General features: G+C 70.4%; 19 protein-coding genes. 6 read left to right on the plus strand and 13 right to left on the minus strand.

All coding sequences use genetic code 11. The features are described from left to right. Positions 1–6: 6 nt before the first annotated feature. The 7 genes from ACVMLK_RS04100 to ACVMLK_RS04130 all read right to left on the minus strand — a co-directional run bounded on the left by ACVMLK_RS04100 (position 7) and on the right by ACVMLK_RS04130 (position 8,860). Positions 7–960 (minus strand): glycosyltransferase, encoded by a 954-nt coding sequence (locus ACVMLK_RS04100; RefSeq protein WP_457485706.1) that lies wholly within the window; start codon positions 958–960, stop codon positions 7–9. Next, on the minus strand, positions 953–2,812 hold the full coding sequence (locus tag ACVMLK_RS04105) for a glycosyltransferase (protein WP_457485707.1): 1,860 nt from the start codon (positions 2,810–2,812) through the stop codon (positions 953–955). Before ACVMLK_RS04105 ends, ACVMLK_RS04100 begins: the two co-directional genes overlap by 8 nt. A gap of 129 nt (positions 2,813–2,941) precedes the next feature. Next, the gene (locus ACVMLK_RS04110) at positions 2,942–4,015 is read right to left on the minus strand and encodes an ABC transporter ATP-binding protein (protein ID WP_457485708.1); all 1,074 of its coding nucleotides are present in this window, start codon (positions 4,013–4,015) and stop codon (positions 2,942–2,944) included. A gap of 4 nt (positions 4,016–4,019) precedes the next feature. After that, complete coding sequence (locus ACVMLK_RS04115; RefSeq protein ID WP_457485709.1) at positions 4,020–5,768, minus strand: ABC transporter permease; 1,749 nt, start codon at positions 5,766–5,768, stop codon at positions 4,020–4,022. Positions 5,769–5,813: 45 nt separating this feature from the next. Further along, entirely contained in the window at positions 5,814–6,866 is a 1,053-nt protein-coding gene (locus ACVMLK_RS04120; RefSeq protein ID WP_457485710.1) for an ABC transporter substrate-binding protein, read from the minus strand. Between the two features lie 61 nt (positions 6,867–6,927). Then, positions 6,928–7,986 (minus strand): ABC transporter substrate-binding protein, encoded by a 1,059-nt coding sequence (locus ACVMLK_RS04125; RefSeq protein WP_198366821.1) that lies wholly within the window; start codon positions 7,984–7,986, stop codon positions 6,928–6,930. Between the two features lie 64 nt (positions 7,987–8,050). Further along, positions 8,051–8,860 (minus strand): enoyl-CoA hydratase, encoded by an 810-nt coding sequence (locus tag ACVMLK_RS04130; RefSeq protein ID WP_422925030.1) that lies wholly within the window; start codon positions 8,858–8,860, stop codon positions 8,051–8,053. A 203-nt stretch (positions 8,861–9,063) separates the two neighbouring features. Between ACVMLK_RS04130 and ACVMLK_RS04135 the strand changes: the two genes are divergently transcribed. Both ACVMLK_RS04135 and ACVMLK_RS04140 read left to right on the plus strand, forming a co-directional pair. After that, positions 9,064–9,897, plus strand: a complete 834-nt coding sequence (locus ACVMLK_RS04135; RefSeq protein WP_198366819.1) for a sugar phosphate isomerase/epimerase family protein — start codon at positions 9,064–9,066, stop codon at positions 9,895–9,897. A 212-nt stretch (positions 9,898–10,109) separates the two neighbouring features. Beyond that, complete coding sequence (locus ACVMLK_RS04140; RefSeq protein ID WP_457485711.1) at positions 10,110–12,311, plus strand: amylo-alpha-1,6-glucosidase; 2,202 nt, start codon at positions 10,110–10,112, stop codon at positions 12,309–12,311. Between the two features lie 7 nt (positions 12,312–12,318). Here ACVMLK_RS04140 and ACVMLK_RS04145 read toward each other — a convergent pair whose 3' ends face one another. Continuing rightward, entirely contained in the window at positions 12,319–13,257 is a 939-nt protein-coding gene (locus ACVMLK_RS04145; protein WP_422925025.1) for a 1-phosphofructokinase family hexose kinase, read from the minus strand. 79 nt (positions 13,258–13,336) lie between these two features. After that, positions 13,337–13,843, minus strand: coding sequence for a cupin domain-containing protein (locus ACVMLK_RS04150; RefSeq protein ID WP_422925023.1), 507 nt, complete (start codon positions 13,841–13,843; stop codon positions 13,337–13,339). 175 nt (positions 13,844–14,018) lie between these two features. Here ACVMLK_RS04150 and pehA point away from each other — a divergent pair, with 175 nt between their 5' ends. After that, positions 14,019–15,554, plus strand: a complete 1,536-nt coding sequence (gene pehA / locus ACVMLK_RS04155) for a phosphoric/sulfuric ester hydrolase PehA (protein ID WP_457485712.1) — start codon at positions 14,019–14,021, stop codon at positions 15,552–15,554. A gap of 424 nt (positions 15,555–15,978) precedes the next feature. Beyond that, on the plus strand, positions 15,979–18,411 hold the full coding sequence (locus ACVMLK_RS04160) for a recombinase (RefSeq protein ID WP_457485713.1): 2,433 nt from the start codon (positions 15,979–15,981) through the stop codon (positions 18,409–18,411). Positions 18,412–18,433: 22 nt separating this feature from the next. Here the strand turns inward: ACVMLK_RS04160 and ACVMLK_RS04165 are convergent, their stop codons facing one another. Then, a complete protein-coding gene (locus tag ACVMLK_RS04165; protein WP_457485714.1) occupies positions 18,434–18,868 on the minus strand; it encodes a hypothetical protein in 435 nt (144 codons plus the stop codon). Beyond that, entirely contained in the window at positions 18,868–19,590 is a 723-nt protein-coding gene (locus ACVMLK_RS04170) for a DUF2786 domain-containing protein (RefSeq protein WP_457485715.1), read from the minus strand. The genes ACVMLK_RS04165 and ACVMLK_RS04170 overlap by 1 nt, the downstream gene beginning before the upstream one ends. 165 nt (positions 19,591–19,755) lie before the next feature. Between ACVMLK_RS04170 and ACVMLK_RS04175 the strand changes: the two genes are divergently transcribed. Both ACVMLK_RS04175 and ACVMLK_RS04180 read left to right on the plus strand, forming a co-directional pair. Next, positions 19,756–20,961: an AAA family ATPase gene (locus ACVMLK_RS04175; protein ID WP_457485716.1), complete on the plus strand. Its 1,206-nt coding sequence runs from the start codon at positions 19,756–19,758 to the stop codon at positions 20,959–20,961. After that, positions 20,958–22,058 (plus strand): ParB/RepB/Spo0J family partition protein, encoded by a 1,101-nt coding sequence (locus ACVMLK_RS04180; RefSeq protein ID WP_457485717.1) that lies wholly within the window; start codon positions 20,958–20,960, stop codon positions 22,056–22,058. The genes ACVMLK_RS04175 and ACVMLK_RS04180 overlap by 4 nt, the downstream gene beginning before the upstream one ends. A 37-nt stretch (positions 22,059–22,095) precedes the next feature. On the opposite strand, the gene ACVMLK_RS04185 is transcribed toward ACVMLK_RS04180, so the two are convergent. After that, on the minus strand, positions 22,096–23,052 hold the full coding sequence (locus tag ACVMLK_RS04185) for a replication protein RepA (protein ID WP_457485718.1): 957 nt from the start codon (positions 23,050–23,052) through the stop codon (positions 22,096–22,098). A 527-nt stretch (positions 23,053–23,579) separates the two neighbouring features. Beyond that, on the minus strand, positions 23,580–26,286 hold a 2,707-nt coding region (locus ACVMLK_RS04190; protein WP_457485719.1), incomplete at its 5' end, for an error-prone DNA polymerase.

Below are 26,286 nucleotides of genomic sequence, written 5' to 3' on the forward strand. Positions count from 1 at the left end.
ACGCCGTCAGCCGGAAGCCCGGCCCGGCGCCAGGGCGGCGGGAGCCTCGAGCAGGAACCAGAGGCGCAGCATCAGATCCTCCAGCCGCCCCTGCCGATAGAGGCCCGCCCGGCGCAGCCGGCGGCAGCGCGCCAGTGGGGACAGCTCCGGCAGGGGGCGCAGCAGATCCAGCAGAGCCCGCGAGTCCGGCGTCAACAGGGGCCGTGCCCGGTCGAGGGCCGCCAGATGCGCCTGGAACAGCGTCAGGAAGGCCCGGGCGCCCCGCTGCAGGGCGGCCACCGCGCGTCGCCCCGCCGAGGCCGGGCTGCCAACCGCATTGCCGCCATGCTGGCGGTAGAGCAGGGCTGGCTCCGGGTCGAAGATCACCGTGCCGCCCGCGCCCGTGACCATGAGATAGCTCCACCAGTCATGCAGGGAGCCGGGCGGCACGGCCGGCGCCGCCCGCATCAGGCGGCGCGCCGCGGGGTTCAGCACGGCGGTACAGCCCGTGACGATGTTCTGCACCAGGGCATTGCGGAATGCCGGCGGCCTGGGCGGAACCGGGGAGAGGCCGATCGGGCGCAGCGCCGCGTCCACCAGCCGCTGACGCGCGCAGTAGAGGGCCGGCTGGCCGGGCGGAACCTCCTCCAGCCGCCGCAGGGCGCGCGCGAGCTTGCCGGGCAGCCAGACATCGTCCTGATCGCAGAAGGCATAGGCTCCCGCCTCCGGCGCCGCCGCCAGCAACGCCATGAAGCTGCCCGCGGCCCCCGCCCTGCCCTGCGGCCCGGTGATCCGCGTCACGCGCCCGGCGCCCTCGCCTTCGGCGAAGGATCGCAGCAGCTCCGGCGTGGCGTCGCGCGAGGCATCGTCCCGCCAGAGCAGGCGCCAGTCCACCGGCTGCTGCGCGGCGATGCTGGCCAGTTGCGCCTCGAGGTGAGCAGCACCGTTGTAGGTGGCCAGAAGCACGGCCACGTCAGTCATGCGGGCCCTCCTCCCGCCAGGGCGGCGGCGCCCTGAGACGGTGGCCGTCCCGCAGGTCCAGCAAGGGGCTGTAGAAGGGATCCTGCTCCAGTGCGCGGCCCCAGCGGGCCCGCAGCATCGCCTCCGCGGCGGCGCGGAGCGCGGGGTCGGCGGCCGGCCCGCCCTGCGGGTCCGGAGCGCCGATCAGGGTGGCATAGGGTGTCCAGAGGTTGCGCAGCCCCGCCTCGCGCAGGCGCAGGCCGAGGTCGAGATCGGCCCAGGGCGCCGGGCCGGCGTCGGCCTCGCCCCGCTCCAGGTAGAGCGCCCGGCGGATCGCCATCGCCTCCCCGCTCACGGCCACCACGTCCCGGACCAGGCGGAACTGCCCGGCGTAGCCGGGATTGCCCAGGCCGAGCCCGCGTATCAACGGATTCTCCCCGACCAGCGCGCCGCCGGCGCCCAGCACGTAGCCGGCATGGCGCAGCCGGCCATCCGGGCCGGCCAGGGCGGCGCCGGCCGCCCCGACACCGGGCCGCAGGGCCAGGGAGACCAGTTCCCGCAGCCAGTCCGGTTCCGCCGGCATGAGCCCCGGCGCCAGCAGCAGCAGAACCTCTCCCGATGCCGCCTCGGCCGCGCGCCGCAGCGCACCGACCCCCGCCCCGGCCCCGGCCCCGCCGGCCGGCGGGGACGCGGAAGCCGCGCCGGTGGGCAGGACTTCCACATCCGGATAGTCGGTGCCGGCCAGCAACGCCTCCAACCGGGCGGGATCGGGCTCCCCCGCCAGGATCAGACTGACGCGCGGCACCGGCTGCGGCAGGGGATGGAGGATCCTCGACCAGCCGGGCAGATCGGCATGCGGCACAACCTGGGCGCCGGCCTCGCCACGATGGCCGAGATGCGCCTGCACGGCCTGCCGGCCCCGGCTGGCGCAGCGCTCCAGGGCGCCCTCGGAGAAGGATTCCGTGCCCGCCCCCTGGCGCCAGTGGTAGAGGGGGCGAGGGATATGGCGGATCTGCCCCGGCCCGGCGAGCGCGGCGCTCCGCAGGGCCAGATCCCAGTCCTGGCTGCCCTCGAAGCCCTCGCGCAGCCCGCCGAGCCTCTCCAGCAGATCGCGCCGGTAGACGCCCAGATGGCTGACCAGATTCTGTTGCAGCAGGAGTTCGGGGCTCCAGCCCGGCTTGGCATAGAGATCGTAGCGACGCCCCTGACCGTCGATCTTGTCCTCATCCGTGAAAATCAGGGTGACGTCAGGATGGCGCCGGATCTCGAGCGCCACTTGGAACAGGGCGTCGGGCGCCAGGAGATCGTCATGATCCATCAGCGCGACATGCGAGCCCCCGGCCAGGGCCAGGGCCGAGTTCGTGGCCGCGCTGATATGGCCGTTGCGCGGGCGCCGCACGACCTGGATGCGGCGATCCCGCGCCGCCGCCGCCTGCAGCACGGCCTGCACATGCGGCGCTGTCGAGGCATCGTCGGCGATGCAGAGCTGCCAATGCGGATAAAGCTGGGTCTCGACCGATTCCAGCGCGGCACGGAGGAAGGCCTCCGGCGCGTTGTAGACCGGCATGACGACGGAGATGCAGGGCGGGTCGCTCAGGCCGGCGACGGCCTGGAGCATGGCCGCCCTCTCGCTGGCGGACAGCGTGCCATGCCGCCGCAGCCAGCGCTGATACTCCGCCAGATCCGGCCCCGGCTGCTGCAGGCCAGCCAGCATGAGGAGCCGGCTGGTGCCCGGCAAGGTCTGTTGGGCGTTGCGCGCCATCCGGCGAAGCAGCCGCGCCAGGCGGGGGCTACGGCGCAGCCAGTGGCGCAGCCGCTGGGCCACAGGCAGGCCGGAGGCCGCCGGCGGTACCGGAGGGTGCTGGGAAACCATCGTGATTCTATCGGGTCCTGTCGCCGGGCAGAGCGCTCATCGCAGCGCTTATGACAAGGCCCCGAAAGGGTGGCAAATCCACGGCACCCGGCATCACCGTCGCGTGATGCCGGGTGCCGCCGGCGCGTCTCAGTTCACCACGGCGATCTGCTGCGGATCGAACTCGAGCCAGACCGTTTCGCCGATCTCGTGCACCTGCAACGGCGGCGCCGTGACCCTCAGGCTGAGCCCGCTCTCCCGCGGCCGCACCACATAGTCCCACGACTCGCCGAGATAGGTGCGCTGGGCCACGGTGGCCGCCAGGACGGGCCGGCCGTCCTGCGGGACCGGCTCCCTGCGGTGCAGGGCCATGCTCTGCGGCCGGACCGAGAGCAGGATCGGCCGTCCGGCATCAGAGGGCGAGCCGTTGAGCTGCGCCGCCTTCAGGGCGAAGCCGTCGAGCCCGATCTCGCCATTCGCCATCCGCCCTTCCAGCAGATTGGTCCGGCCGATGAAGGCGGCGACGAACCGCGTGCTCGGCCGGGTGTAGATGACATGCGGCGCATCCACCTGTTCGATCCGGCCGCTGTTCATCACCGCGATGCGGTCGGCGGTCGCCATGGCCTCCGACTGGTCGTGCGTGACATAGACGGTGGTGATGCGGAACTCGTCATGCAGGCGGCGGATCTCGAAGCGCATCTCCTCGCGCAGATTGGCGTCCAGATTGGAGAGCGGCTCGTCCAGCAGCAGGACGGAGGGCTGCACGACGATGGCGCGGGCCAGCGCCACGCGCTGCTGCTGCCCGCCCGAGAGCTCGGCCGGATAGCGGTCGGCGAGATGCGACATCTGCACCACTTCCAGGATGCGGCCGATCCGCGCCTTGATCTCGGCCGCCGGCAGCTTCTGCAGCTTCAGGCCGAAGCCGACATTCTCCGCGACCGTCATGTTCGGCCAGATGGCGTAGCTCTGGAAGATCATCGACATGCGGCGCCGCTCCGGCGGCAACACCGCGCCGGGCGCCGAGAGGATCTCGCCATTCATGCTGATGCTGCCGGCGGTGGGCTCGACGAAGCCGGCGATCATGCGCAGCGTCGTGGTCTTGCCGCAGCCGGAGGGCCCCAGGAGGGAGACGAACTCCCCCTCCTCCAGCGCCAGGTTCACATCGTCCACGACCTTGAGCTGGCCATAAGCCTTGCCGAGGCCCTTGAGCGTGAGGCGGGGCATGATCTCAGTTCCTCCGAAGCATGAAGTCGCGGCCCACCAGCTTCATGCCGATGGCGACCAGCACCAGGGTAATGGCGAGCAGGATGCCGCCGAAGGCCGCGAGCACCTCGAAATTCCCCGCCTCGCTCAGATCGTACAGCAGCACGGCCATGGTGCGGGTGCGCGGCCCGACCAGGAAGACAGCGGCGGACAGCTCGCGCGAGGCGACGATGAAGACGATCAGCCAGCCGCCGATCAGGCTGCGGCTGATCAAAGGCGCGGTGATCTTGCGGATGGTCAGCATCCGGCCGCCACCCAGGATGCGCGAGGCCTCCTCCATCTCCGGATGCACCGAGCGCACCGCGGCCGAGGAATTGGCGAAGGCGATCGGCAGGAAGCGCGAGGTGAAGGCCAGGATGATGATCAGCGCCGTGCCGTAGAGCGCGACCGGCGGCGCGGCATAGGCGGCGTAGAAGCCGATCGCCATGACGATGCCCGGGATGACGAAGGGGGCCATGGCCAGGAAGCTGAGCGCGCCGCCGAAGGGCACCAGCCGCCGGGCGACGATATAGGCGATCAGCACCGCGATCAGCACGGCGAAGCTGGCGGCCGAGGCGGAATAGAGCAGCGTGTTCCAGATCGAGGTCAGCGCCATCTCGTGCCGGAACAGGAGATAGGTGTAGTTGTCCAGCGTGAAGTTGCCCCAGGCGAGGCCGCGACCCCAGGCCTTGGCGAAGGAGGCCTGCAGCAGCACGCCGAGCGGCATCAGCACGGCGAGCGCGCCGATGAAGGCGCAGTAGCCGAACATCGCCCAGCGCCAGCGCCCGAGCTTGATCGGCCGCCGCTCGCCGCCTTTGCCGGTCTGTGAGACGAAGCCCTTGCGCGCCAGCAGCAGCTTCTGCACCACGATCATGCCGATGGTGATGAGCAGCAGCGGCATGGCATAGGCCGCCGCCACCTCGACGCGGACGGGATATTCGAAGAACTGCCAGAGCTGCGTGGTGACGACGTTGATGCGCGCCGGGATGCCGATGATGGCCGGCGTGCCGAAGAGCGCGATGGTCTCCAGGAAGACGATGATGATGCCGCCCAGGATCGCGGGCCAGACCAGCGGCAGCGTCACCTTGCGCGTCGCCGCCCAGGTGCCCGCGCCGAGGATGTTGGCGGCGTCCTCCATCTCGGACGAGATCAGATCCAGCGCCGATTTCACGAAGATGAAGATCAGCGGGAAGGAATGCAGGGCGATGACCACGGCGAGGCCGGGGAAGCTGTAGACGTTCACCAGCGTGGAGCTGGAGCCCGTCACCCATTGCCAGGCCTGGTTGATGAAGCCGGAATTGGGCCCGGCGAGCAGGATCCAGCCGACCGCGCCCAGATAGGGCGGCAGGATGAAGGCGCCCATCACGATGGCCCAGGTGAACCCCTTGCCCGGCATGTCGGTGCGCGACACCGCCCAGGCGAGCGGCACGGCGAAGATCACGGACAGGAAGGCGGAGGACGCGCCCAGGATGAGCGAGTTCACCAGCGCCTCGAGATACCGCGCGCGCCCATAGGCCTGGGCGTAGTTGGCGAAGGTGAACTCGCCCGTGGTGCGCGCCTCGAAGCTGACCACGAGCAGCTTGCCGATCGGCACCGCCACGAGGAAGAGCAGGGCGGCGACCAGCAGGATCCAGATCAGGTTCGAGGGCTCAAGGTAGCGGAGCCGGCGCAGCAGTCCCGGCCTTGGCTCCGTGACCCCGGCCGGCTTGGCCAGGATGGCGGCGAATTCAGTCATGCGGCAGAGGCTTTCCCATTTCGGCGCGCCCGGTTCGACACGGCGTCAAATCCCGAAGGTATCGCGCCATTGCTCCTTGACCTCCGGCACACCGGTCTCGATCTCCTGCGGTTCGGGGATCAGCAGCTTCACCTGGTCGAGCGGTGTGGCGCCGTCGGGCGGCGGCACGTCGGCACGAAGCGATTCGTTGTAGAATTCCCGAGTCACGCGGAAGTAGTCCGGCCCTGTGCAGTACTCCATGAAGAGCTTGGCGGCGTTCGGGTGCGGCGCGTTCTTCTGGATCGAGCTGGGTGAAGGCACCACCACCGTCCCGTCCTCCGGGTAGATCAGCTTCAGCGGATTTCCCCGCGCCATGCTCAGCAGCGTGCTGGCGGAGGGGATGGCCACGCCGATGCTGCGCTCGCCGGCGTTCAGCGCGGTCACCGGATCGATGCTGGAGCGGCCGATCTGCGGGCGATTGCGCTCGAGCTTGGTGAAGTAGTCCCAGCCGTAGAGCTTGCGCATCATCACCGTCCAGGCGCCGATGGCACCGCTATAGCCCGGATGCCCGACGGCCAGCTTGTCGCGCCACTTCGCGTCCAGCAGGTCCTGCCACCGGCGCGGCGCCTCGGACTCGCTCACCTGCCCTTCCCGGCGGGCGATGAGATGCACGCCGATGTAGAAGACGTGGAAGTGGTCCTCCGCATCACCGGCCTTGCGGACGAAGTCCAGCAGCCCTTCCGCGTTGCGCGGCCGATAGGCCAGCAGCCGCCCCTCCCGCTTCAGGAAGGTCGAGTGGCTGTAATCGGTCGAACTGAAGACATCGCATTGCGCGACGCCGGCCCGCATGTCCTGCGACAGGCGCTGGAAGGCGACCTGCGAGGCGCTGCGGACGACATTCACGCGGATGCCCGGATAGCGCTCGGTGAAGGCGCGCCCGACCGCTTCCGAGGGTTCGGCGCTCAACTGGCCGGAATACCAGGTGATCTCGCCCTCTCGCCGGGCTGCCTCGTAGAGCGCCTTCTCCTCGGGCGACATCGGCGTCGTTGCGGCCTGGGCCGGGCTGCCGGCCAGGATGGCGGCAGCGGCCAGCACGCCGCGGCGGCTGATCTCCGTCATGATCCTCTCCTGTCGTTTCCTGCTTTGCCCCGGCGTCTCCGCGCCGGGTTGTCCAGCCTGCTCAGACGCCGAAGGTGTCGCGCCAGAGTTCCTTGACCTCCTGGCCACCGCTTTCCACCTCCTCGGGCGTCGGCGTGATCATCAGGATCTTGTCGAGAGGTTGCGCGCCCGGCGGCGGCGGCACCTCGGGGCGGAGCGACTCCCCGAAGAATTCCCGCGTCGCCTGATGGTAGGCCGGGCTGGTGACGAATTCCATGAACAGCTTCGCCGCGTTCGGATGCGGTGCCTTGGCGAGCGCCCCGGTCGGGGAGGGCACCATCAGCGTGCCATCCGTCGGGTAGATCAGCGTGATCGGGTTGCCGCGGGAGATGCTCAGCAGCGTCGTGGCCGAGGGAATGGCCGCGCCGATGCTGCGCTCGCCGGCGTTCAGCGCCGTCACCGGGTCGCCGCTGGAGCGGCCGATCAGCGGATTGTTGCGCTCCAGCTGCTTGAAGTAATCCCAGCCGTACATCTTCTGCATCATCAGGCACCAGGAGGTGATGGCGCCGCTGTAGCCCGGATGGCCGACGGCGATCTTGCCCCGCCATTTCGGGTCGAGCAGGTCCTTCCAGCCCTTCGGCGCGTCGGCCTCGGTGACGGCGTTGTTGTTCCGCGCCATGAGGTAGAGGCCCAGATAGGTGATCTGGAACAGCCCGTCGGGATCGGCGGCCTCGCGCGCCACGGGGATGAGCTTCGCGGCATTCTGCGGCCGGTACTGCATCAGCCGGCCCTCCCGCTTCAGATAGGAGGCGTGGCTGTAATCGGTGGAGCTGAAGACATCGCATTGCGAGACGCCGGCCCGCATGTCCTGCGCCAGGCGCTGGAAGGTCACCTGGGAGCTGCTGCGGACCACATTGACCTTCACGCCGGGATAGCGGGCCGCGAAGGCACGGCCCACCGCCTCGGAGGGCTCGGCCTGCATCTGGCCGGTGTACCAGGTGATCTCACCCTCGCGCTTCGCCGCCTCGTGAAGCTCCTTCTCGTGCGGCAGCAGATCCTCGGCTTCCGTCCGCCGCCCGAAGCCGGCCATCGCCCCGCCGGCCGCCAGCCCGAACAGGATCCTCCTGCTGATCCTTACCATCTTGCTCTCCTCCGCTCTCTCCGCCGCGGCCGGTCTCTGCCCGCCTTGACGCTCGCCGGGACGCTCACCGGCCGCTGAACCGGGGCGCGCGCTTCTCCTGGAAGGCGCGCCGCCCCTCCGCATAGTCCTGGCTGTCGAAGCAGGCGCGGTTCAGCGCCTCGATCCGGCCAGGGTCGCGCCGCGCCGGATCGCCGGCGATCTGCTCGATGGCCTCGCGCGAGGCCCGGATGGACAGTGGCGCGTTGCGCGCGATCTGGCCGGCCAGCTCGCTGACCGTCGCCTCCAGCTGCGCGACCGGCACCACGCGGTTGACCAGCCCGAAGCCCAGCGCCTCCGCGGCGTCGAGCTGGCGGCCGGTGAACAGGATCTCCTTCGCCACGGCCGGCCCCGCCAGGGCGACCAGGCGCTCCAGGCTTTCATATCCGTAGGCGATGCCGAGCCGGGCGGCGGGAATGCCGAACCGGCTGTCCTCGGAGGCGATGCGGATATCCGCCATCAGCGCCGTGGCATAGCCGCCGCCGATGCAGAAGCCCTGGATCATGGCGATGAGGGGCTTGCCCAGCCCCTCCAGCTTCCGCCGCGCGTCACCGCTGCGCCGGCCATAGGCCTCCTGGGCGGCGGCGTCGGCGCGGATGCGGTCGAACTCGCTGATATCGGCGCCCGAGGCGAAGGCCTTGCCGCCGGCGCCATGCATGACCACCACCCGCACGGCCGGGTCGGCGGCGAAGTCCTCGGCCACCGCGCCGATCGCGTCCCACATGGCGAGCGAGATGGCGTTGCGCTTCTCCGGCTGATTGATGGTCAGCCAGCCGATCCCCGCCTCCTTCCGGCTCAGGATCCTGCCTTCGGCCAGTTGCTGGATTGGCATGTCCATGCGCGTCGTTCGCCTTCCCTGCTCCATGCTCGGAACAGGCGCCGCCGGCCGCGCGCCGGGCGACATGGCCCCGTCGCGGCATGGTCGGCCTTTCCGGCACATCCTCTCCCGTCGGGAAGCTTGTCACCGGCAATGCAGGCTGTAAACAATAAACACCAACGCCGGGGGATGCCCCCGACGAGAAACAATGGGAAGGAAACGACGTGACGCTTCTCGACAGGATCGGCGTGGATATCGGCCGCCGCTTGCCGCTGGAGGACGCCATCGAATGGGCGGCCCGCAACCAGGTCCGCTACATCGACATCCAGCTCGACACCGGCGCCAATCGTGTGGACCGCTTCGACGACGCCCGTGCCGCCGCCATCCGTGAACAGGCCGCCGCCCGCGGCGTCACGCTTGGCCTGCACACCCTTTCGGCCGTGAACGTGGCCGAATACTCCCCCTTCCTCTCGGAGGCGGTGGACGACTACATGCGGGCCTATATCGACCTGGCACCCAAGCTCGGCGCCGCCTGGATCGTCGTGCATGCCGGCTATCACTTCACCGCGGACGTGAAGCTCCGCATGGAGGCGGGGCTGGAGCGGCTGCAGCGCATGGTCGAGCATGCCGAGAAGCGCGGCGCCCTGCTGCTGCTTGAGAACCTCAACAAGGAACCGCAGGATGCCGAGGTGCATTACCTCGCGCACAGCATCGAGGAATGGCGCTACTACTACGAGCGGATCCACTCTCCCGCTTTCGCGCTCTCCTTCACCGCCAATCACGCGCATCTCATGCCGGAGGGTGTGGAAGGCTTCGTCTCCGCCATTCCGCTGGAGCGCGTGGCGGAGGTGCGGCTGGCCGACTGCTTCCGCAACGGGCATGAGCAGCACCTGCTGCCAGGAGAGGGCAATTTCGACTTCGGCGCCATGTTCGCCCTGCTGGAGGGCCGGGGGTTCCAGGGCCACTACATGAACGCCTTCGGAACCCTGGAGGACATGCAGAAGGCCCGCCACGACATGGCCGGCATGGCGCGCGAGGCCGGCCTCATGCCCGGCTGAGGCCAAGCCGGCCCTCGGGTGGGCGGCCGGCGGCAGGGCGCAGATCCGGACCGCCGGCCGGTGACTTTGCCGGCGCGTCTGCTTTATCCCTTGACGGAAGGCTCCGTTCTTCCGACGGATAGAGCGCAGCGCGCCGGAGGTTCACCACCCATGATTGCGACCCTCTCCCGATTTCGCTGCCCGACCCCCCTCCTGACACCGGCGGTGTCCTGATGGACGGGCATGCGACGGAGGCCGGCCCCCCGGACCTCTCGGCCTTCCCGGTCAGCGCCACGGTCTCGCTGCAGGAAGGCCATCTGATCACCCTGAAGCATGGCGACAGCTTCGCGCTCTTCGACCATGCCGGTGATCTCGGACCCGGTGCCCAGGGCTTCTACCACGGCGATACGCGCTACCTGTCCCTCTACACCCTCCTGCTGAACGGGGCGCGGCCGATGCTGCTCAGCGCCGCCCTGCAGGACGACAATGCCGCACTGGCCTGCGATCTCACCAACCCCGACCTGCCGGCGGCATCCGGCGAGGCGGCGGGTCTTCCCAATGACCGCATCCACCTGCGGCGCAGCCGCTTCCTCTGGGACAGCACCTGCCACGAACGCATCTCGGTGCGGAACTTCGACGACCGCCGGCGCCACGTCACCATCGAGCTCTACTTCGATTCCGACTTCGCCGATCTCTTCGAGGCCCGTGGCGCCGAGCGCCTCCGCCACGGCACGCGGCACGCGGCCGAGACCGGGCCGGCGGAGGTCAGGCTGGCCTATACCGGTCTCGATTCCGTGCGGCGCGAGACGCGACTGCGCTTCGACCCCACGCCGGAACACCTCGAATCGCATCGCGCGGTCTTCCGGTTCGACCTCCTGCCGGGCGAGCGGCGGGCCTTCTTCGTCGAGATCGGCTGTGACCGGCCCACCGCCGCCTGCCCGCCGCAGACGGCCTTCGGCCAGGCGCTGCGGCACTCCCGCCGCGCGCTCCGCATGGTGCAGGCCCGCCGAACCCGCGTGGAGACCAGCAACGACATCTTCAACGAGACGCTGCACCGCGCCGGGGCCGATCTCAGCATGCTGACCACCGACAAGCCGGAAGGTCCGTACCCCTACGCCGGCATCCCCTGGTACAGCACCGCCTTCGGCCGCGACGCGCTGATCGCCGCCTGGCACACGCTCTGGTACGATCCCGCCCTGGCGCGCGGCGTCCTCGGCTATCTGGCGGCCCACCAGGCGACGGAAACCGATCCGCTGACCGATGCGGAGCCGGGCAAGATCCTGCACGAGACGCGCCAGGGCGAGATGGCCATGCTCGGCGAGGTGCCCTTCCGCCGCTACTATGGCAGCGTCGATTCCACCCCCCTCTTCATCATGCTGGCCGGCGCCTATCTCGACCGCACCGGCGACATCGCGCATCTGCGGCGGCTCTGGCCGAACATCGAGGCGGCGCTCGGCTGGATCGAGGAGAGCGGCGACCCCGATGGCGACGGCTTCGTCGAGTACCAGCGCAAGCGGCCGGACGGGCTGCTGAACCAGGGCTGGAAGGACAGCCACGATTCCATCTTCCACGCCAGTGGCGAGATGGCGGAAGGCCCGATCGCCCTCGTCGAGATGCAGGCCTATGTCTATGCCGCCTGGCGCGCCGCGGCCGGCATCGCGCGGCCGCGCGGCCCGGCGGCCCGCGCCGCCGCGCTGGAGGAACGCGCCGCACGCCTGCAGCGTGATTTCGACACCGCCTTCTGGGACGAGGCGCTGGGCACCTATGTGCTGGCGCTCGATGGCCGCAAGCGGCCCTGCCGGGTCCGCGCCTCCAATGCCGGGCACGCGCTCTTCGCCGGCATCGCCCTGCCGCACCGCGCCGAGCGCGTGGCGCAGGCCATGATGGAGCCCGCCTTCTTCTCCGGCTGGGGCATCAGGACCCTGGCCGCCGGCCAGCCCCGCTACAATCCGATGAGCTATCACAACGGCTCGGTCTGGCCGCATGACAACGCGCTGATCGCGGAGGGCTTCGTCCGCTATGGTCAGACCGCCGCGGCCATCCGCATCTTCGAAGGCCTCTTCGCGGCCGCGACCTATGTGGACCTGCGCCGGCTGCCGGAACTGTTCTGCGGCTTTCCGCGCCGGCGTGGCCAGGGACCGACGCTCTATCCGGTGGCCTGCTCGCCGCAGGCCTGGGCGGCGACCACGCCGCTCGCCCTGCTCGGCACCTGCCTGGGTCTCAGCTTCGATCCCGTCGCCGGCTGCATCCGCTTCGAGAAGCCCGCCCTGCCGCGCTTCCTGGACGGGCTGACGCTCCGCAACCTGCGCCTCGGCGAGGGCCATCTCGACATCGGCTTCGGACGGGCCGGCGGCACCTTCGCCCATCCCGCCGGCGAGGTGGCCATCCAGGTCCTGAGCCGGAGCAACGGGCTGCGCGCCGAGCTCCGGGCCTGATCCCGGATCAGCCGGGCAGCGGAAGGCCCGGCACCATCGCCCGCAGGCGCCGCACATCCGCCTCGGTCGGATGCGCGGTGCCGGCATTGGATACGGCGGCGGCACCCGCTGCGACGCCCCAGGCGAAGGCATCCTCATCCCCTGCGCCGCGCGCCAGGGCCAGGGTCATGGCGGCGACGAAGCTGTCCCCCGCGCCGACCGCGCCGCGTACCGTCACCGGCAGCGCGTCCAGGCGGCGCAGCCCACCCTCCCAGGCCAGCAGTGCGCCATCCTTGCCGAGCGTGACGGCGATGCGCCGCGCGATCCCACGGCCCAGCATCTCCCGCGCCGCCGCTTCCAGATCTCCCTCGCCCCGCAATTCGCGCCCGACCAGGGATTCGAATTCGCCGAGGCTCGGCTTGATGAGCTCGATCTCCGGCCCCACCCCGGCGCGCAGCGCGGCGCCGGAGGTGTCGAGCACCATGCGCAGCCCGCGCCGCCGGGCGATGGCGCCGGCCCGGGCATAGAAATCCTCCGGCACGCCGCGCGGCAGGCTGCCGCTGGCCACCAGCCACTCGCCCTCCGGCAGCTCCTCCAGCGCGGCCAGCGCGGCCTGCCACTCCGCCTCGGCGACCTCGGGCCCCTCGGGGACGAAGCGGAACTCCTCGCCCAGGCTGCGGTCCAGCACCGTCTGGCTGATCCGGGTGCGGCCGGCGATCGGGATGCTGCGGTGCGGCACGCCGATCTCCTCGAGCAGCTCCTCCAGGAAGTGCCCGGTGACACCGCCGACCAGAACCATGGCCAGGGTCTCGCCGCCGAGCTCACGCACCACGCGGGCGACGTTGACGCCGCCGCCGCCCGGGTCCTGCCGCTCGTCGAAGGTGCGGACCTTGCGCACGGGGCGGACCTTCTCCGCCTCGCAGGCCAGGTCGATGGTGGGGTTCAGGGTGAGAGTGCTGATTCGCATGGACATCCCCCCATAGTTCGGAGCCTGGCGCGGGAGCGCAACCCGAAGATGCCGTGCCCCCTGCCCCGTGCCTTCCGGTTCAGCCCGGCGCCTTGTGGATCGGGTCGACCCAGGGGACGTTCTCCGGCTTCTCCACCGGCTCGATGTCCAGGTTCACCACCACCGCCTCGTTGTCGCTGCGCACCAGCACGCATTCCAGCGTCTCATCGGTGGAGGCGTTGATTTCCTGGTGCGGCACATAGGGCGGGACGTAGATGAAGTCGCCCGGACCGCCTTCGGCGACGAATTCGAGCCGCTCGCCCCACCGCATGCGGGCGCGGCCCTTCACGATATAGATCACGCTTTCCAGCGGCCCGTGGTGATGCGCGCCTGTCTTGGCATTGGCGTGGATGTGAACTGTGCCAGCCCAGATCTTCTGCGCGCCGACCCGCGCGGCATTGATGGCCGCGGCGCGGTTCATGCCGGGCGTGCTGGCGGTGTTCGGGTCCAGGCTGTCGCCAGGGATCACGCGAACGCCGCTGTGCTTCCAGCCATCCTCCGGGATGCCCGGCGGAAGGTCGTGGTGGTCGTGTCCGTCATGCGGCATGAAGCTATCCTCCCGCCCCTCATCGTGGAATATCGAGATGTGTCCAGAATAATCGTGCTTCCGTCAAGCCGGCAGGGGTCGTCTCCCTTTGTCACGGCAACGACATCGGGGCGTCATTCCATCGTCGTCATCCACGCGTAACCGGTCGCGCCCATTGTCGCAGATGGGGATGGGAATGGCGCGCCGGAAGAATGTCCTGCTGATTGTCGTCGACCAGTGGCGCGCGGATTTCGTGCCGGCCCTGGGCGCGAAGTTCCTGCGCACGCCGAACCTCGACCGCCTCTGCCGGGAAGGCGTGACCTTCCGCAACCACGTGACCAATGCCGTGCCCTGCGGCCCGGCGCGGGCCAGCCTGCTGACCGGGCTCTATCTGATGAACCACCGGGCGGTGCAGAACACGGTGCCGCTGGACGCGCGGCACATGAACCTCGGCAAGGCCTTGCGCGGCATCGGCTACGATCCCGCGCTGATCGGCTACACCACCTCCACGCCCGATCCGCGCTCCACCACGTCAGAGGATTTCCGCTTCACTCTCCTGGGCGACCTGATGGAGGGCTTCCGCAGCGTCGGCGCCTTCGAGCCCAGCATGGATGGCTATTTCGGCTGGCTGGCGCAGAAGGGCTACCCGCTGCCGGCCAACCGCGAGGACATCTGGTTGCCCGAGGGGGAGGATGCCGCCCCCGGCGCGACCGACCGCCCCTGCCGCATCCCGGCCGCGCTGTCCGACACCGCCTACTTCACCGAGCGCGCCCTGACCTACCTGAAGGGTAAGGGCGACAGGCCCTGGTTCCTGCATCTCGGCTACTGGCGTCCGCATCCGCCCTTCATCGCCCCTGCCCCCTACAACCGGATGTACGCGCCGGCGGAGATGCCGGCGATCCGCCGCCGGTCCGACTGGCGGGAGGAGGCGGCGCAGCATCCGCTGCTCGGCTTCTACCTGAGCGGCATCGGCCAGGGCTCCTTCTTCCAGGGCGCCGGCGGCGCCGCCGCCGCACTGTCCGAGGCCGCCATCCGGCAGATGCGCGCGACCTATGCCGGGCTGATCACGGAGGTGGATGACGCGCTCGGCGCGGTCTTCGCCCATCTGGACGAGACAGGGCAGTGGGACGACACGATGATCGTCTTCACCTCCGACCATGGCGAGCAGCTTGGCGACCACTTCCTCCTGGGCAAGGTCGGCTATCACGATGAGAGCTTCCGCGTCCCGCTCGTGGTGAAGGACCCGCTGGCGCCCCAGGGCGCCGGCCGCATCGAGGATGCCTTCACCGAGAGCGTCGACGTGCTGCCGACCATCCTGGAATGGCTGGGCGGCCAGCCGCCCCGCGCCTGTGACGGCCATTCCCTGCTGCCTCTGCTGCGCGGCGAGCGGCCCGCAGGATGGCGCGACCACCTCTTCTACGAATACGACTTCCGCGATGTGTACTATTCCAGGCCGGAGGCGGCGCTCGGCCTGCCGATGGACGCCTGTTCGCTCTGCGTCGTGCAGGATGCGCGGTGGAAGTATGTCCATTTCACCGCCCTGCCGCCGCTGCTCTTCGACCTCGAGCGCGACCCCCATCAGATGACCGATCTGGCCGGGGATCCAGGGCATTGCGACGTCGTCGCCCGTTATGCCCGGAAGGCGCTGTCGCACCGCATGTTGCACGCCGAGCGCACGCTGACCCATTTCCGCGCCATGCCGGGCGGCCTGGAGAGGCGCGGCGAGGTGTGAACCTTGCCCGCCGGCCCTGCGTCGAGAGTCTTGGAGGAAGGATGGCCTCGATCGCCCGGCGCGCTGTTCCTGGCGCCGTCCTCCCGTCTCCGGCCTCCCTTATGGCTGGCAAGGTTCACAGAGGCGCCCTGAGGCACGGACACCGCGTTTCCAGGCGTTAGCGAGCCTTCCTTGCCCCATCTGGTGAGCGGGCCGGCGGCCTCCCTCCCCTGCCCGACCCGCGGTCCCACCCTGTTCCGGCAGGCGCGCCGGGGGGTTCCGGGCACCGCATCCCGCGGCTGTCTCCTGCGGCGAGCGGGGATGTGAACTTCCCCAGCCGAACGCTTCATATGGTGTTTTGAAGCCTGTTCCTCTACCATATCTAGCATAAGGCCTGCGATCGATTCGCAACTTCCCAGGGCCTTGCAGACCGGAGCCAGTCGATATGGATGGTTACAGCCAGCCGCTTCACGCCCTTGCCCTGCCGGGGCGTGGCCCCGCCACGATCCCGGGTCGGAGCTTTGGCGAGAAACCGCTGGCGGCCCGCCGGCTGGACAGCGGCATGGGGCTCGCCGTCGGGCGGCGCACGGTCTTCCGCCCCGAGGATGGGGAGGATTTCGGCCGGGTGGCGGATCGTGTCGCGGCGGGGAATATGAGCCTGCTGCCGGGCGGCGACAGGGCGGGCGAGCAGGCGAGGCTGCGCAACGCCATCGCGACCGGCGCGCTGCTGACCTCGGGGCGCCACCTGCAGCATGGCGATGCCGGACAGGCCGGGCGCAATATGGAGGTCTTCACCAACTGCGCCACGGCCATCACCGCCTTCGCGGAGTTCTACCTGCTGCTGAACGGCTCCGGCGTGGGGCGCGCCTATGACGATGCGCTGATCGCCATCGACTGGGCCAAGGCGCCCGAGCTGCGCCTGCATCTCGCCGCCGACCATGCCGACTATCCCGCCGATCGCGCTGCGCGGCTGCGCTTCGGCCTGGAGATGGGCCTGCTGCCCTGGGGCACGGGCGAGGCGGAGTTCGACGCCGCGGCCGAGGCGCAGGTGCTGGACTTCCTGGCCCGCGAGATGATCCCCGGCCTCGCCCCCCTGCCCGCGAATGCCGTGCTGCACCGCGTGGAAGACAGCCGGGAAGGCTGGGCGAAGGCCATCGAGATCCTCGAGGCCATGGCGTTCCGCCAGGAGCGCGACCGGGTGCTGGTGCTCGACCTGTCCGCCATCCGGCCTGCCGGCAGCCCGATCCGCGGCATGCAGGGCCGCCCCTCCTCGGGCCCGATCTCCCTGCTGCGCGGCCTGATCCATATCCGCCGCCACGTCATCGAACCCGCCCGGACGCGCGACCCGGCCTCGGAGGTCCTGCAGCCCTGGGAGCAGGCCCTGCTGGTCGATCATCATCTCTCGGTGGAGGTGCAGGTCGGCGGAGCCCGACGCGCGGCCCGCATGGCCACCAAGTCCTGGCGCGATCCCGGCATCCGCCGCTTCATCCGCGCCAAGTCCGAGGGTGGGCTCTGGACCGCCAACCACTCGGTCATGGTGGACCGGGATTTCTGGCAGCGCCTGCGCGGCGGGGATCCGGCGGACGCCCTCACCCGCCAGGCCCGAATGGTCTTCGAGGAGGTCACCGCCTGCGCCTATATCAATGGCGAGCCCGGCTTCATCAACGGCGACCTGCTGGAGGACCACCGGACCGGCAGCGCCTGGAACAAGCCGGTGCATGAGGATGGCCGCGACTTCCACAGCGCCCGCTATCAGGTGGACGCCGCCGCCGGCCTGCTGGCCGAGGTGGCCCGCCGCGCGGCGACGGCGCGGTTTCCCGTCACCACCAATCCCTGCGGCGAGATCACGCTGCATGTCACCGGCGGCTACTGCGTCATCGCCGATTTCGCGCCCCTGCTGGCCTGCCCGTTGGACCTGGCCAGCATCACCCCCGGCGCGGTGCCCGATGAGATCGCCGCGCACTGGGACGCGCGGGTCGAGGACGCGGTGCGTCTCGGCGTCCGCTTCCTCATCCGCGCCAATCGGATGGACGCCCTCTACGGCGAGGAAGTGGCCCGGACGAACCGGATCGGCATCGGCCCGACGGGCCTCCATGAATGGGCCTGGATGCGCTTCGGCCTCGGCTTCGCCGACCTGCTGGACGAGGCCCGCGCCGCCCCCTTCTGGTCCATGCTCGACCGTCTTTCCGAAAGCGCCAAGCAGGAGGCGGACGACTACGCCGACGAGCTCGGCATGGCGCGCCCCGTGACGGTGACGACGGTGAAGCCGGCCGGCACCACCAGCAAGCTCTTCGGCCTGACCGAGGGCGCCCATCTGCCGGCGCGGCGCCAGTATCTGCGCTGGGTGCAGTTCAAGGGCACGCGGGACGAGACCGGCGCGTGGCGGCCGGGCTCCGACCCCCTGCTGGCGGATTACGCGGCGCGCGGCTATTCCCTGCGCGAGCTGCGCAGCTTCCCGGGCATGACCATCGTCGGCTTTCCCACGGTGCCGCTGGCGCAGCGGCTCGGCATGGAAAGCGGCCTGGTGACGGCGCCAGAGGCCACGCCGGACGAGCAGTATCGCTGGCTGCGGCTGCTGGAGCGGCACTGGATCGGCGCGGAGCGGGGCAACCAGGTCAGCTACACGCTGAAGATCTACACCGACCGGCATGATCTCAAGGCGTTCCGCGCCATCGTGCTGCGGGAGCAGCCACGCATCCGCTGCTGCTCCGTCCTGCCGAGCCGGCCGGACTCCGAGCTGGGCTACGAGTATCTGCCGGAGGAAGAGGTGTCGGCCGGGCGTTTCGCTGCCCTGGTCGAAGGCATCGACGACAGCGCCGTGCGGGAGGCCGTGGACTGGGCGCACCTGCAATGCGCCAGCGGGGTCTGCCCCATCTGAGCACGACTTGCCCGGCCGACCTTCAGGGATCCAGGAAGGCCGGCCGCGCGTCGCGCGCCACGCGGATGCCGCGCGCGGACAGGCTGGCCAGTAGCCGGTCCTCCGGCAGGCGCAGATAGCGGATCAGCAGGCCCAGGTAGAGCCCCATGAAACGGGGACCGTGCCCATCCGAACGGCCATCGAAGGTGGTGCTCAGGGCATGGGCCAGTTCGTGCAGCAGAAGCCAGGCCGGGAATTCCGGCGGCAGGCGGATGCGGAGACGATCGGCATCCGCCTGCCGCCGGCGCGCCTGGACCGGCAGGCGCTCGACACGAGGCGGGTGACGCAGCCCCTGCTCGGCCCAGAGCGCATCGACCATGGGCTGCGCCGCCTCGAAGCGAAGCGTCCCCGGCGCAAGCTCCGCCATGATGGCGTCCTCCCACGCATAGACCCGCCCGCGCTGGACATCGCGCGCCATCACGGCAGCCGCTCCCTCCCCTGGCCCCGCAGCGGCCGGTTGAGATTGATCCGGCCTCCGGCGTCGTAGCCCTGCCGATAGGCGGCATCCAGCCGGACGGCGCTGGGCCGGGTTCGGGTCAGGCGGATGCGGGTTTCACGGAAGGCCTCTTCCACCGTCGCCTGCTTGACCACCATGAGCGCGGCGCCCGCCGGCGCCTCCCTGTGCCGCTGCCGGCCACGCTCGCGGTGCATGGCCTCCAGGCGCTCGCCGACGCGGACGGCCATGCCCTGCTGGTGGCGCCGGGACGCCACGCGCAGATCCGGGCCGCGAAGCTGCGGACGGAGGGCGCGGAAGGCTTCGAGCTCATGCCGCATGCCTCTCTCGACGACGGCGAGCAGATAGATGGCCAGGCTGACATCTTCCTCGAAACCAAAGAATACATACTCCGCATGTTCACCCTCCCGCGCCAGCCAGACCTTGCAGTCGCAGAAGCGCGCCACGGCCGGTACGCAGGCATCGATGGGCCGTCGCTGCTGTCCCATCAGAGGGACGCTGCGTTGGACGCAGACCGACTGCCGGACCTCGATCTCGCTCATGCTCAGCGCGTAGCGGTCGAGCAGGCGGCCCACCATCTCCGCGGCTTGCAGGGCCTCGGCCTCCGTGCAGCCGTTGGAGACCGTCCTCTCCGTCAGCAGGCGGATACGCTCCTTGACCTTCGCAAGTTCATCGGATTGGCTCACGAAAAGGCCTCTTCCTCTGCTTGCCCTCCCGCACTTGGATGCATCCAACCCTGGGTGTGGTGTCCATGGAGGGCGTCGATTGGATGCATCCAAGTGCGGGAGGGGCTTCCCATTCTGAAGCCGACTGCTTATGCGGAGAGCAACCATTCGGGAAGCCGCGATCGCATGAGTCAGTCCGAAGCCTTCCGGCATGTCGCCCAGGTGCTGCGCGAGGCGCAGCGCAGCGCCATCGAGATCGAGAACGCGCCGGAGCGGCGCAAACGACTGCGGGATTTCTCGGTCGCGGAAATCGCCAGTCTGTGGGGAGTGGCGCCGCGCCTGTTGCGTCAGGCCCTTCCGCGCCAGGAAGTCCGGGGGATCGCACCGCGCGCCCGTCTCACCTTCGGTGAGCTGCAACAGGCTCGGCGCCAGCTTGAGGCTCAAGGGAAGCTCATCTCCACGCGTCGCGACCCGGCTTCCGGCGAAGCCCTGGCCACTGTCGTCTTCACCAACTTCAAGGGCGGTTCCGCGAAGACGACCAGCAGCGTTCACTTCGCCCAATATATGGCGCTCGCGGGCTATAGGGTGCTGATGGTCGATCTCGACAGCCAGGGCAGTGCCTCGGCGCAGTTCGGCTTCCAGCCTGGCCTCGACGTCGGAGCCGAAGGTTGCTTCACAGCCTGGCTGAACCGTCCCGCCGGCAGCGCGGCCGGTTCGGCCGCGAGGCTCTGTCGCCCGACCTACTGGCCGGCCATCGATCTCGTCCCCGCCAGCCCAGCTTTAGGAGAAGGTGAGGAGATTCTCGCGCGCCGTGCCGGGCAGGGGGTTGAGGAGGAAATCCTTTACTTCGACGAGTTGAAGGCTTTCCTGAGCACGGTTCAGGACCGCTACGACATCGCGGTGGTCGACACCCGCCCGGACGTCAACATGCTGATGTCCACGGCCCTGCACGCCGCCACAGGCATCATCGTGCCCAGCCGCGCCACCATGACCGACCTGGCCTCGACCGGCGAGTTCTTCGCCCATCTGTCCGATTACACCGCCGAGTTCCAGGCCGCCTTCGGCCACGGCCTGGACTTCGCCTTCAGCCATATCCTGCTCACCGCCTTCGATCCCACCGACCGCAGTCAGGATGCCCTGGCGCAGCTGATCCGCGAGCGCTTCGGGTCTCTTGTCCTGCGGGAGGCTTTCCTGCATTCCCGGATCGTCGGCACGGCGGGCTTCGGCAAGGAAACCCTCTACGAGTACGAGCCCAGCACCGACCGGGCCGCCTACAACCGGGCCATCGCCAGCGCCAACGCCGTCAACCGCGCCGTCGAGGCCGCCATCCTGCGCCACTGGGGGCGGGCGAGCGGCGAGGGGCGGCCGGGTCGCAAGGAGCAACAGGCATGAAGCCTCCCGCATCCCGCTTCCAGAACCTGGCCCAGGCCTTGCGCGACCGGACCGCAACGGTGGCCGGTGAGCCCGCGGCCCTCGGCTCGCCTGGGGCGACGCACCGCCCCGCGGCGGCCCTGGGCGCCATGGCGGAAGGCCTGCGCGAGCGCATCGGCCGGCTGGAGGCCGAGCTGGCCCGCGCCAGCACCACCAATGCCGCCCTGGAGGAGCAACTGGCCCGGACCCGCGGGCTGGCCGAGCGGGCGGGGGCCTCGGAGGAGGAGTTTCTCTTCCTGGACCCTGGCCTGATCCGCGACCCCTTGCCGCATGACCGCCTGCCGGGCGCCTTCGAGGGGCCGGAATTCGAGGCCTTGCTGGCCGATATCCGGGCCAACGGGCAGAACGATGCCATCACGGTCCGGGTGGCGGGGGAGGGGGGGTTCGAGATCGCGGCCGGGCGGCGGCGCCTCGAGGCCTGCCGTCAGCTGGGCCTCCAGGTCCTGTCCCGCGTCCGCCCGCTGGATGACGCGGCCATGCTGCGGGTCCAATTCTCGGAGAACGAGCGGCGGGAGGATATCTCCGCCCTGGAGCGGGCGCGTTGGTTCGCACAGGTGCGGGCGCGCCTCGATCTCCAATCGCGCGAGATCGCCGCGCAGTTCGGTCTCGATCCCTCAACCCTCAGCCTCTATCTGCGGCTGTCGCGCTTCCCCGAGGAGATCATCCGCCGGCTCAAGGAGCCACGACGCCTGGCCATGCTGCGGGCGCGGCGGGTGATGGAGGCCGTGGAGGCCGATGAGGCGGTGCTGCCCCGCATTCTCTCCGCGCTCGATGCCCAGATGCAGGATGCGGGCGGTGACCGCGGCCTGATCGATGGCGAGGAGCAGATCGCCCTCCTGATGCGGGCCGCCGAGGGGCGCGGTCCCGCCGCCTCCGGCCGGGCCGCCCTGCCGGAGCGGCGGCATATCGTCCATAAGGGTCAGAGGCTGGGAACCTTGACCCGCAATGGCGGCCAATGGGTGTTCCGCTTCGCGACGGCGCTGCCGGACGAGACGGTTCAGTCGTTGATCGACCAGCTGCCGGAGCTGATGGCGCGGGAGCCTTCCCCGAAGTCGTGACCCCGGACGCTGCCGGGGTGTGAACCTTGCAAGCCGGCTAGGGGCGGATGGGAGGCGGGGAGGGCTCCAGCAGCAGTCCGCGGTCGGTGACGCGGACCTTGGCGTTCTTGTAGGAGGACAGCGCCAGGTGAAGCGGCCCCTCGAACTGGGTCTTGAAGTTCTTCAGCGCGCCGACCTTGGAGCCGAACTGCCGCCAGAGCCTTTCCCAGCCGATCGGCGTCTCCTTCTGCAGGGAGTGCAGCCGGTAGGCGAGCCAGAGGTAGATGTCGATGGCAAGAGGGGAGGTGGTCATGTCCCGCAGCGCCGCGCGGTCCACCAGCACCGGATGGCGCCGCAGCTCGTCGAAGAAGGCCTGCGACAGCATCACCCGTTCGACCAGCCGCGCCGTCTTCTTGGAGCGCGGGTCGGGCTCGCCGACATAGCTGAAGGCATCGACCAGCCGCTGGTTGACGATGACGCCTTTCTTGTCGTTGCCGAAGCTGAAGTCGACCGTGCAGGTGGCCAGCCGCTCCAGCTGGTCGGCCACCTTGCCGTTGCTCGGCCCGCCGCGGTTGATGCCGAGCCGGGTGACGACCGCGCTGGCGGAGCGGCCCATGTGGATCTCGCGGCTGCCGCGCTCCAGCGCCTCGGTCTGCCAGTCGATCAGCAGCAGCCGGGCATAGCTGCCGAAGGGCGTGCCGATATACTCCTGGCTGTTGTCGTCCCGCAGCCGCACGCCCGGCCGGACCAGCAGCCGGGCGAAGTCGGTCTCGATCAACCAGTTCTGGTCCTTGGGCTGGTCCCGGTGCGGCAGGCCGGCCAGGCACCAGGCGGAATAGCTGTAGCCGATCTCGCTGGTGCCCTCGAATTCGCGCACGATGGCCGAGGAGGCGTTGTCGGCGATCTGGCGCCCCATCCGGCCGGCCAGGGCCTTGGACAGGCTGTTCGGCCTGGGCTCCAGAATGGCGAGTTGGGCGGCCTCGACCGCACCCTTGACACCTTTGGTTGCGACCACCCGATGCACGTCCGTGCCGGTCTGGAACAGGTCGCCCTGGTTCCTGCGAGCCGTGCCTCGTTCAGCGGGGCGGCCAATGGGGTGGTCAGGGGGAATCGTCTTCGGCTCGACCATGGGGCGAAAACTGCAACGGCTTCCCGGCCGCCGTCGATGCGAACCTTGCCAGCCGTTCCCTCCCAGGCCTGTGATCCTTGCCAGCCCAGGGCAATCCTTCGGGATTCAGGAGGATTGTTATTGAAGAAGGGCTGGCAGGGTTCGTGTGGATAACCCGCCAGGCATTTGATTCTGGAGGCTTAATGCCGGATCGGCCGGGCTGGCAGGGATCACAGCGGACGCGGCGCGGGTGGCTGGCAAGGTTCACAGGGACGGCTTCGCCCAGGCTGGCAAGGTTCGCATCGGCTGGCAAGGTTCACAGCACGAGGGGCGATTCGCGGGATGCCGAGTCCCGCCTGCGGCCCGCCAGCCGGCCTGGAGGGCGGCGGGAAGGCGGCACGGGCGGTCCTGGCTGGCAAGGTTCACAGGCCGCCTCAGCGGAAGTCGCGGCTGGGCTGCAGGCGGGGCGAGCGGGAGGCGGAGGTCTCCGCCTCCAGCCCGTCCAGCAGCGCCGTCCGATCGATCAGGCGGCTGGCGATCAGATGCAGGATGGGCACGGCGTGGTCGCCCTGGCCGCGCTCGACATGGCCTTCCACGATCAGCAGGCGGGCGCCGATCAGGGCACGGCGGTCGCGCCGCGCCAGGCTGGCATAGACCACGATGTTGGCGCTGCCATGCTCGTCCTCGGTGGTGAGGAAGACCACGCCCTTGGAGGTGCCGGGGCGCTGACGCATCAGCACCAGGCCGGCCAGGCGAAGGCGCGCGCCGCTCGCCGCCGCCGCCAGGCGCCGGCTGTCGTCGCAGCCGAGCGCGTCGAGGGTCGGGCGCAGCAGCGCCAGGGGATGCCGGCCGAGGGTCAGGCCGGTCGCACGGTAGTCGGCGACCAGGGCCGCGCCCTCGCCGAGGGCGGGAAGGCGGGGCTGCGGCTCCGGCAGCAGCGGCAGGCTGTCCTGGGTGGCGAAGAGGGGCGGCGGGGCGCGCTCGGTTCCATGGACGGCCCAGGCGGCCCGCCGGCGGTCCATCCCGCAATCCCGGAAGGCGTCCGCCGCCGCGAGGGCCTCCAGGGCGGCGCGCGACAGGCCGGCGCGGCGCAGGGCTTCCTCCGGCCCCGTGAAGGGCGCGCCGTTGCCGGCCTGGCGCGCCTGCACCAGGGCCTGCCCCTCCGCCGCCGCCAGGCCCCGCACCATGCGCAGGCCAAGGCGCAGGGCGAGGCCGCCGGATCCTGCCGCCGCCGCCTCCAGCGTGCAGTCCCAGGCGCTGACGTTCACCGCGACCGGCCGCACCGTCACGCCATGGGCCACGGCGTCGCGGACGATCTGCGCCGGGGCGTAGAAGCCGAGCGGCTGGCTGTTCAGCAGGGCGCAGGCGAAGACCTCCGGATGGTGGCACTTGATCCAGGCCGAGGCCCAGACGAGATGCGCGAAGCTCGCGGCATGGCTCTCCGGGAAGCCGTAGTCGCCGAAGCCCCTGATCTGCTCGAAGACGCGCTCGGCGAAGTCCCGTTCATAGCCTCGCGCCGTCATGCCGCCGACCAGCTTCTGCCGGTACTCGTCCATCTTTCCGGACTGCCGGAAGCGGCCCATGTCGCGCCGCAGCCGGTCGGCCTCGGCCTCGCTGAAGCCGGCGGCGACGATGGCCAGCCGCATCGCCTGTTCCTGGAACAGCGGCACGCCGAGGGTGCGGCCCAGCACCGGCACCAGCTCGTCCGGCGGGTGCGGCGGGGCGGGGGAGGGGAAGACGACCGGCTCCGCCCGGGCGCGGCGCTGGAGGTAGGGATGCACCATGCCGCCCTGGATCGGCCCCGGCCGGACGATGGCGACCTGCACGACCAGGTCGTAGAAGCAGCGCGGCCTCAGGCGCGGCAGCATGTTCATCTGCGCCCGGCTCTCCACCTGGAAGACGCCGACGGAATCCGCCCGCTGCAGCATGGCGAAGGTGTCCGGGCACTCGCGCGGCAGGCTGCGCAGCGCGGCGGGAAGCTGCTTGTGCGCGGCGAGCAGGTCGAAGGCGCGGCGCAGGCAGGAGAGCATGCCAAGGCCGAGCACATCGACCTTCAGGATGCCGAGGGCGTCGATATCCTCCTTGTCCCATTCGAGGACGGTGCGGTCCTCCATCGCCGCCCGGGTCACCACGGCCAGCTCGACCAGCGGCCCCTCGGTGATGACGAAACCGCCGACATGGGTGGCGAGATGGCGCGGGAAATCCTGCAGCTCCTCGGCGAGGCGGAGCGCCAGGGCCAGGCGCGGCTCCTCCGGATCGAGCCCCTCGCCGGCGGCGAGCGCCGGCAGCGTCTCTTCCCGCCCCGGCCCCCAGGCGGCGCCGGCCAGGCGCGCGGTGACGTCCTCGCTGAGGCCCATCGCCTTGCCGACCTCGCGGAGGGCGCTGCGGGGGCGGTAGCGGATGACGGTCGCGCAGATGGCGGCGCGGTCACGGCCGTAGCGGCGGTAGATGTGCTGGATGACCTCCTCGCGCCGCTCGTGCTCGAAGTCGACGTCGATGTCGGGCGGCTCGTCGCGCGCGGCGGAGAGGAAGCGCGCGAAGAGCAGGTCGTTCTGCTCGGGATCGATGGCGGTGATGCCGAGCACGTAGCAGACCGCGGAATTGGCCGCGCTGCCGCGGCCCTGGCAGAGGATGCCCTCCGCCTCGGCGAAGCGGACGATCTCGTGCACCGTCAGGAAATAGGGCGCGTAGCCGAAGGCGCCGATCAGCCGCAGCTCCTCCTCGAGCCGGCGCAGCAGGCCGGGTGCCGGGGCGTCCCACCGCGCGGCCACGGCCTGCCGCACGCGTCCCTCCAGCGTCTCCTGCGCGCTGCAGCCGTCCTCCAGGATCTCGTGCGGATATTCGTAGCGCAGCTGGCCGAGCGAGAAGCCCGCGCTGGCGCGCAGTATCCGCAGGCTCCAGTCGAGGGCCGCCGGATGGTCCCGGTAGAGGGCGCGCATCGCCGCCAGCGGCTTGAGCCGCCGCTCGGCATTGGGCTCGGCCTGGAAGCCCAGATCCTCGACCCGGCGGCCCAGGCGGATCGCGGTCATCACATCGGCCAGGCGGCGGCGGCCGGGCGTGTGGAAGCGCGGCTCGGTGCTGGCCAGCAGCCCGCCGCCCGCGGCCTCGGCCATGGCGGCGAGGCGGCGCAGGCGCGTCGCC

The sequence above is a fragment of the Teichococcus aerofrigidensis genome, from assembly GCF_054073225.1.

Coding starts and splice junctions, on each gene's coding strand:
- ACVMLK_RS04100 (WP_457485706.1), bottom strand. CDS start 960: ATGACTGACGTGGCCGTGCTTCTGGCCACCTACAACGGTGCTGCTCAC.
- ACVMLK_RS04105 (WP_457485707.1), bottom strand. CDS start 2,812: ATGGTTTCCCAGCACCCTCCGGTACCGCCGGCGGCCTCCGGCCTGCCT.
- ACVMLK_RS04110 (WP_457485708.1), bottom strand. CDS start 4,015: ATGCCCCGCCTCACGCTCAAGGGCCTCGGCAAGGCTTATGGCCAGCTC.
- ACVMLK_RS04115 (WP_457485709.1), bottom strand. CDS start 5,768: ATGACTGAATTCGCCGCCATCCTGGCCAAGCCGGCCGGGGTCACGGAG.
- ACVMLK_RS04120 (WP_457485710.1), bottom strand. CDS start 6,866: ATGACGGAGATCAGCCGCCGCGGCGTGCTGGCCGCTGCCGCCATCCTG.
- ACVMLK_RS04125 (WP_198366821.1), bottom strand. CDS start 7,986: ATGGTAAGGATCAGCAGGAGGATCCTGTTCGGGCTGGCGGCCGGCGGG.
- ACVMLK_RS04130 (WP_422925030.1), bottom strand. CDS start 8,860: ATGGACATGCCAATCCAGCAACTGGCCGAAGGCAGGATCCTGAGCCGG.
- ACVMLK_RS04140 (WP_457485711.1), top strand. CDS start 10,110: ATGGACGGGCATGCGACGGAGGCCGGCCCCCCGGACCTCTCGGCCTTC.
- ACVMLK_RS04145 (WP_422925025.1), bottom strand. CDS start 13,257: ATGCGAATCAGCACTCTCACCCTGAACCCCACCATCGACCTGGCCTGC.
- ACVMLK_RS04150 (WP_422925023.1), bottom strand. CDS start 13,843: ATGCCGCATGACGGACACGACCACCACGACCTTCCGCCGGGCATCCCG.
- pehA (WP_457485712.1), top strand. CDS start 14,019: ATGGCGCGCCGGAAGAATGTCCTGCTGATTGTCGTCGACCAGTGGCGC.
- ACVMLK_RS04160 (WP_457485713.1), top strand. CDS start 15,979: ATGGATGGTTACAGCCAGCCGCTTCACGCCCTTGCCCTGCCGGGGCGT.
- ACVMLK_RS04165 (WP_457485714.1), bottom strand. CDS start 18,868: ATGGCGCGCGATGTCCAGCGCGGGCGGGTCTATGCGTGGGAGGACGCC.
- ACVMLK_RS04175 (WP_457485716.1), top strand. CDS start 19,756: ATGAGTCAGTCCGAAGCCTTCCGGCATGTCGCCCAGGTGCTGCGCGAG.
- ACVMLK_RS04180 (WP_457485717.1), top strand. CDS start 20,958: ATGAAGCCTCCCGCATCCCGCTTCCAGAACCTGGCCCAGGCCTTGCGC.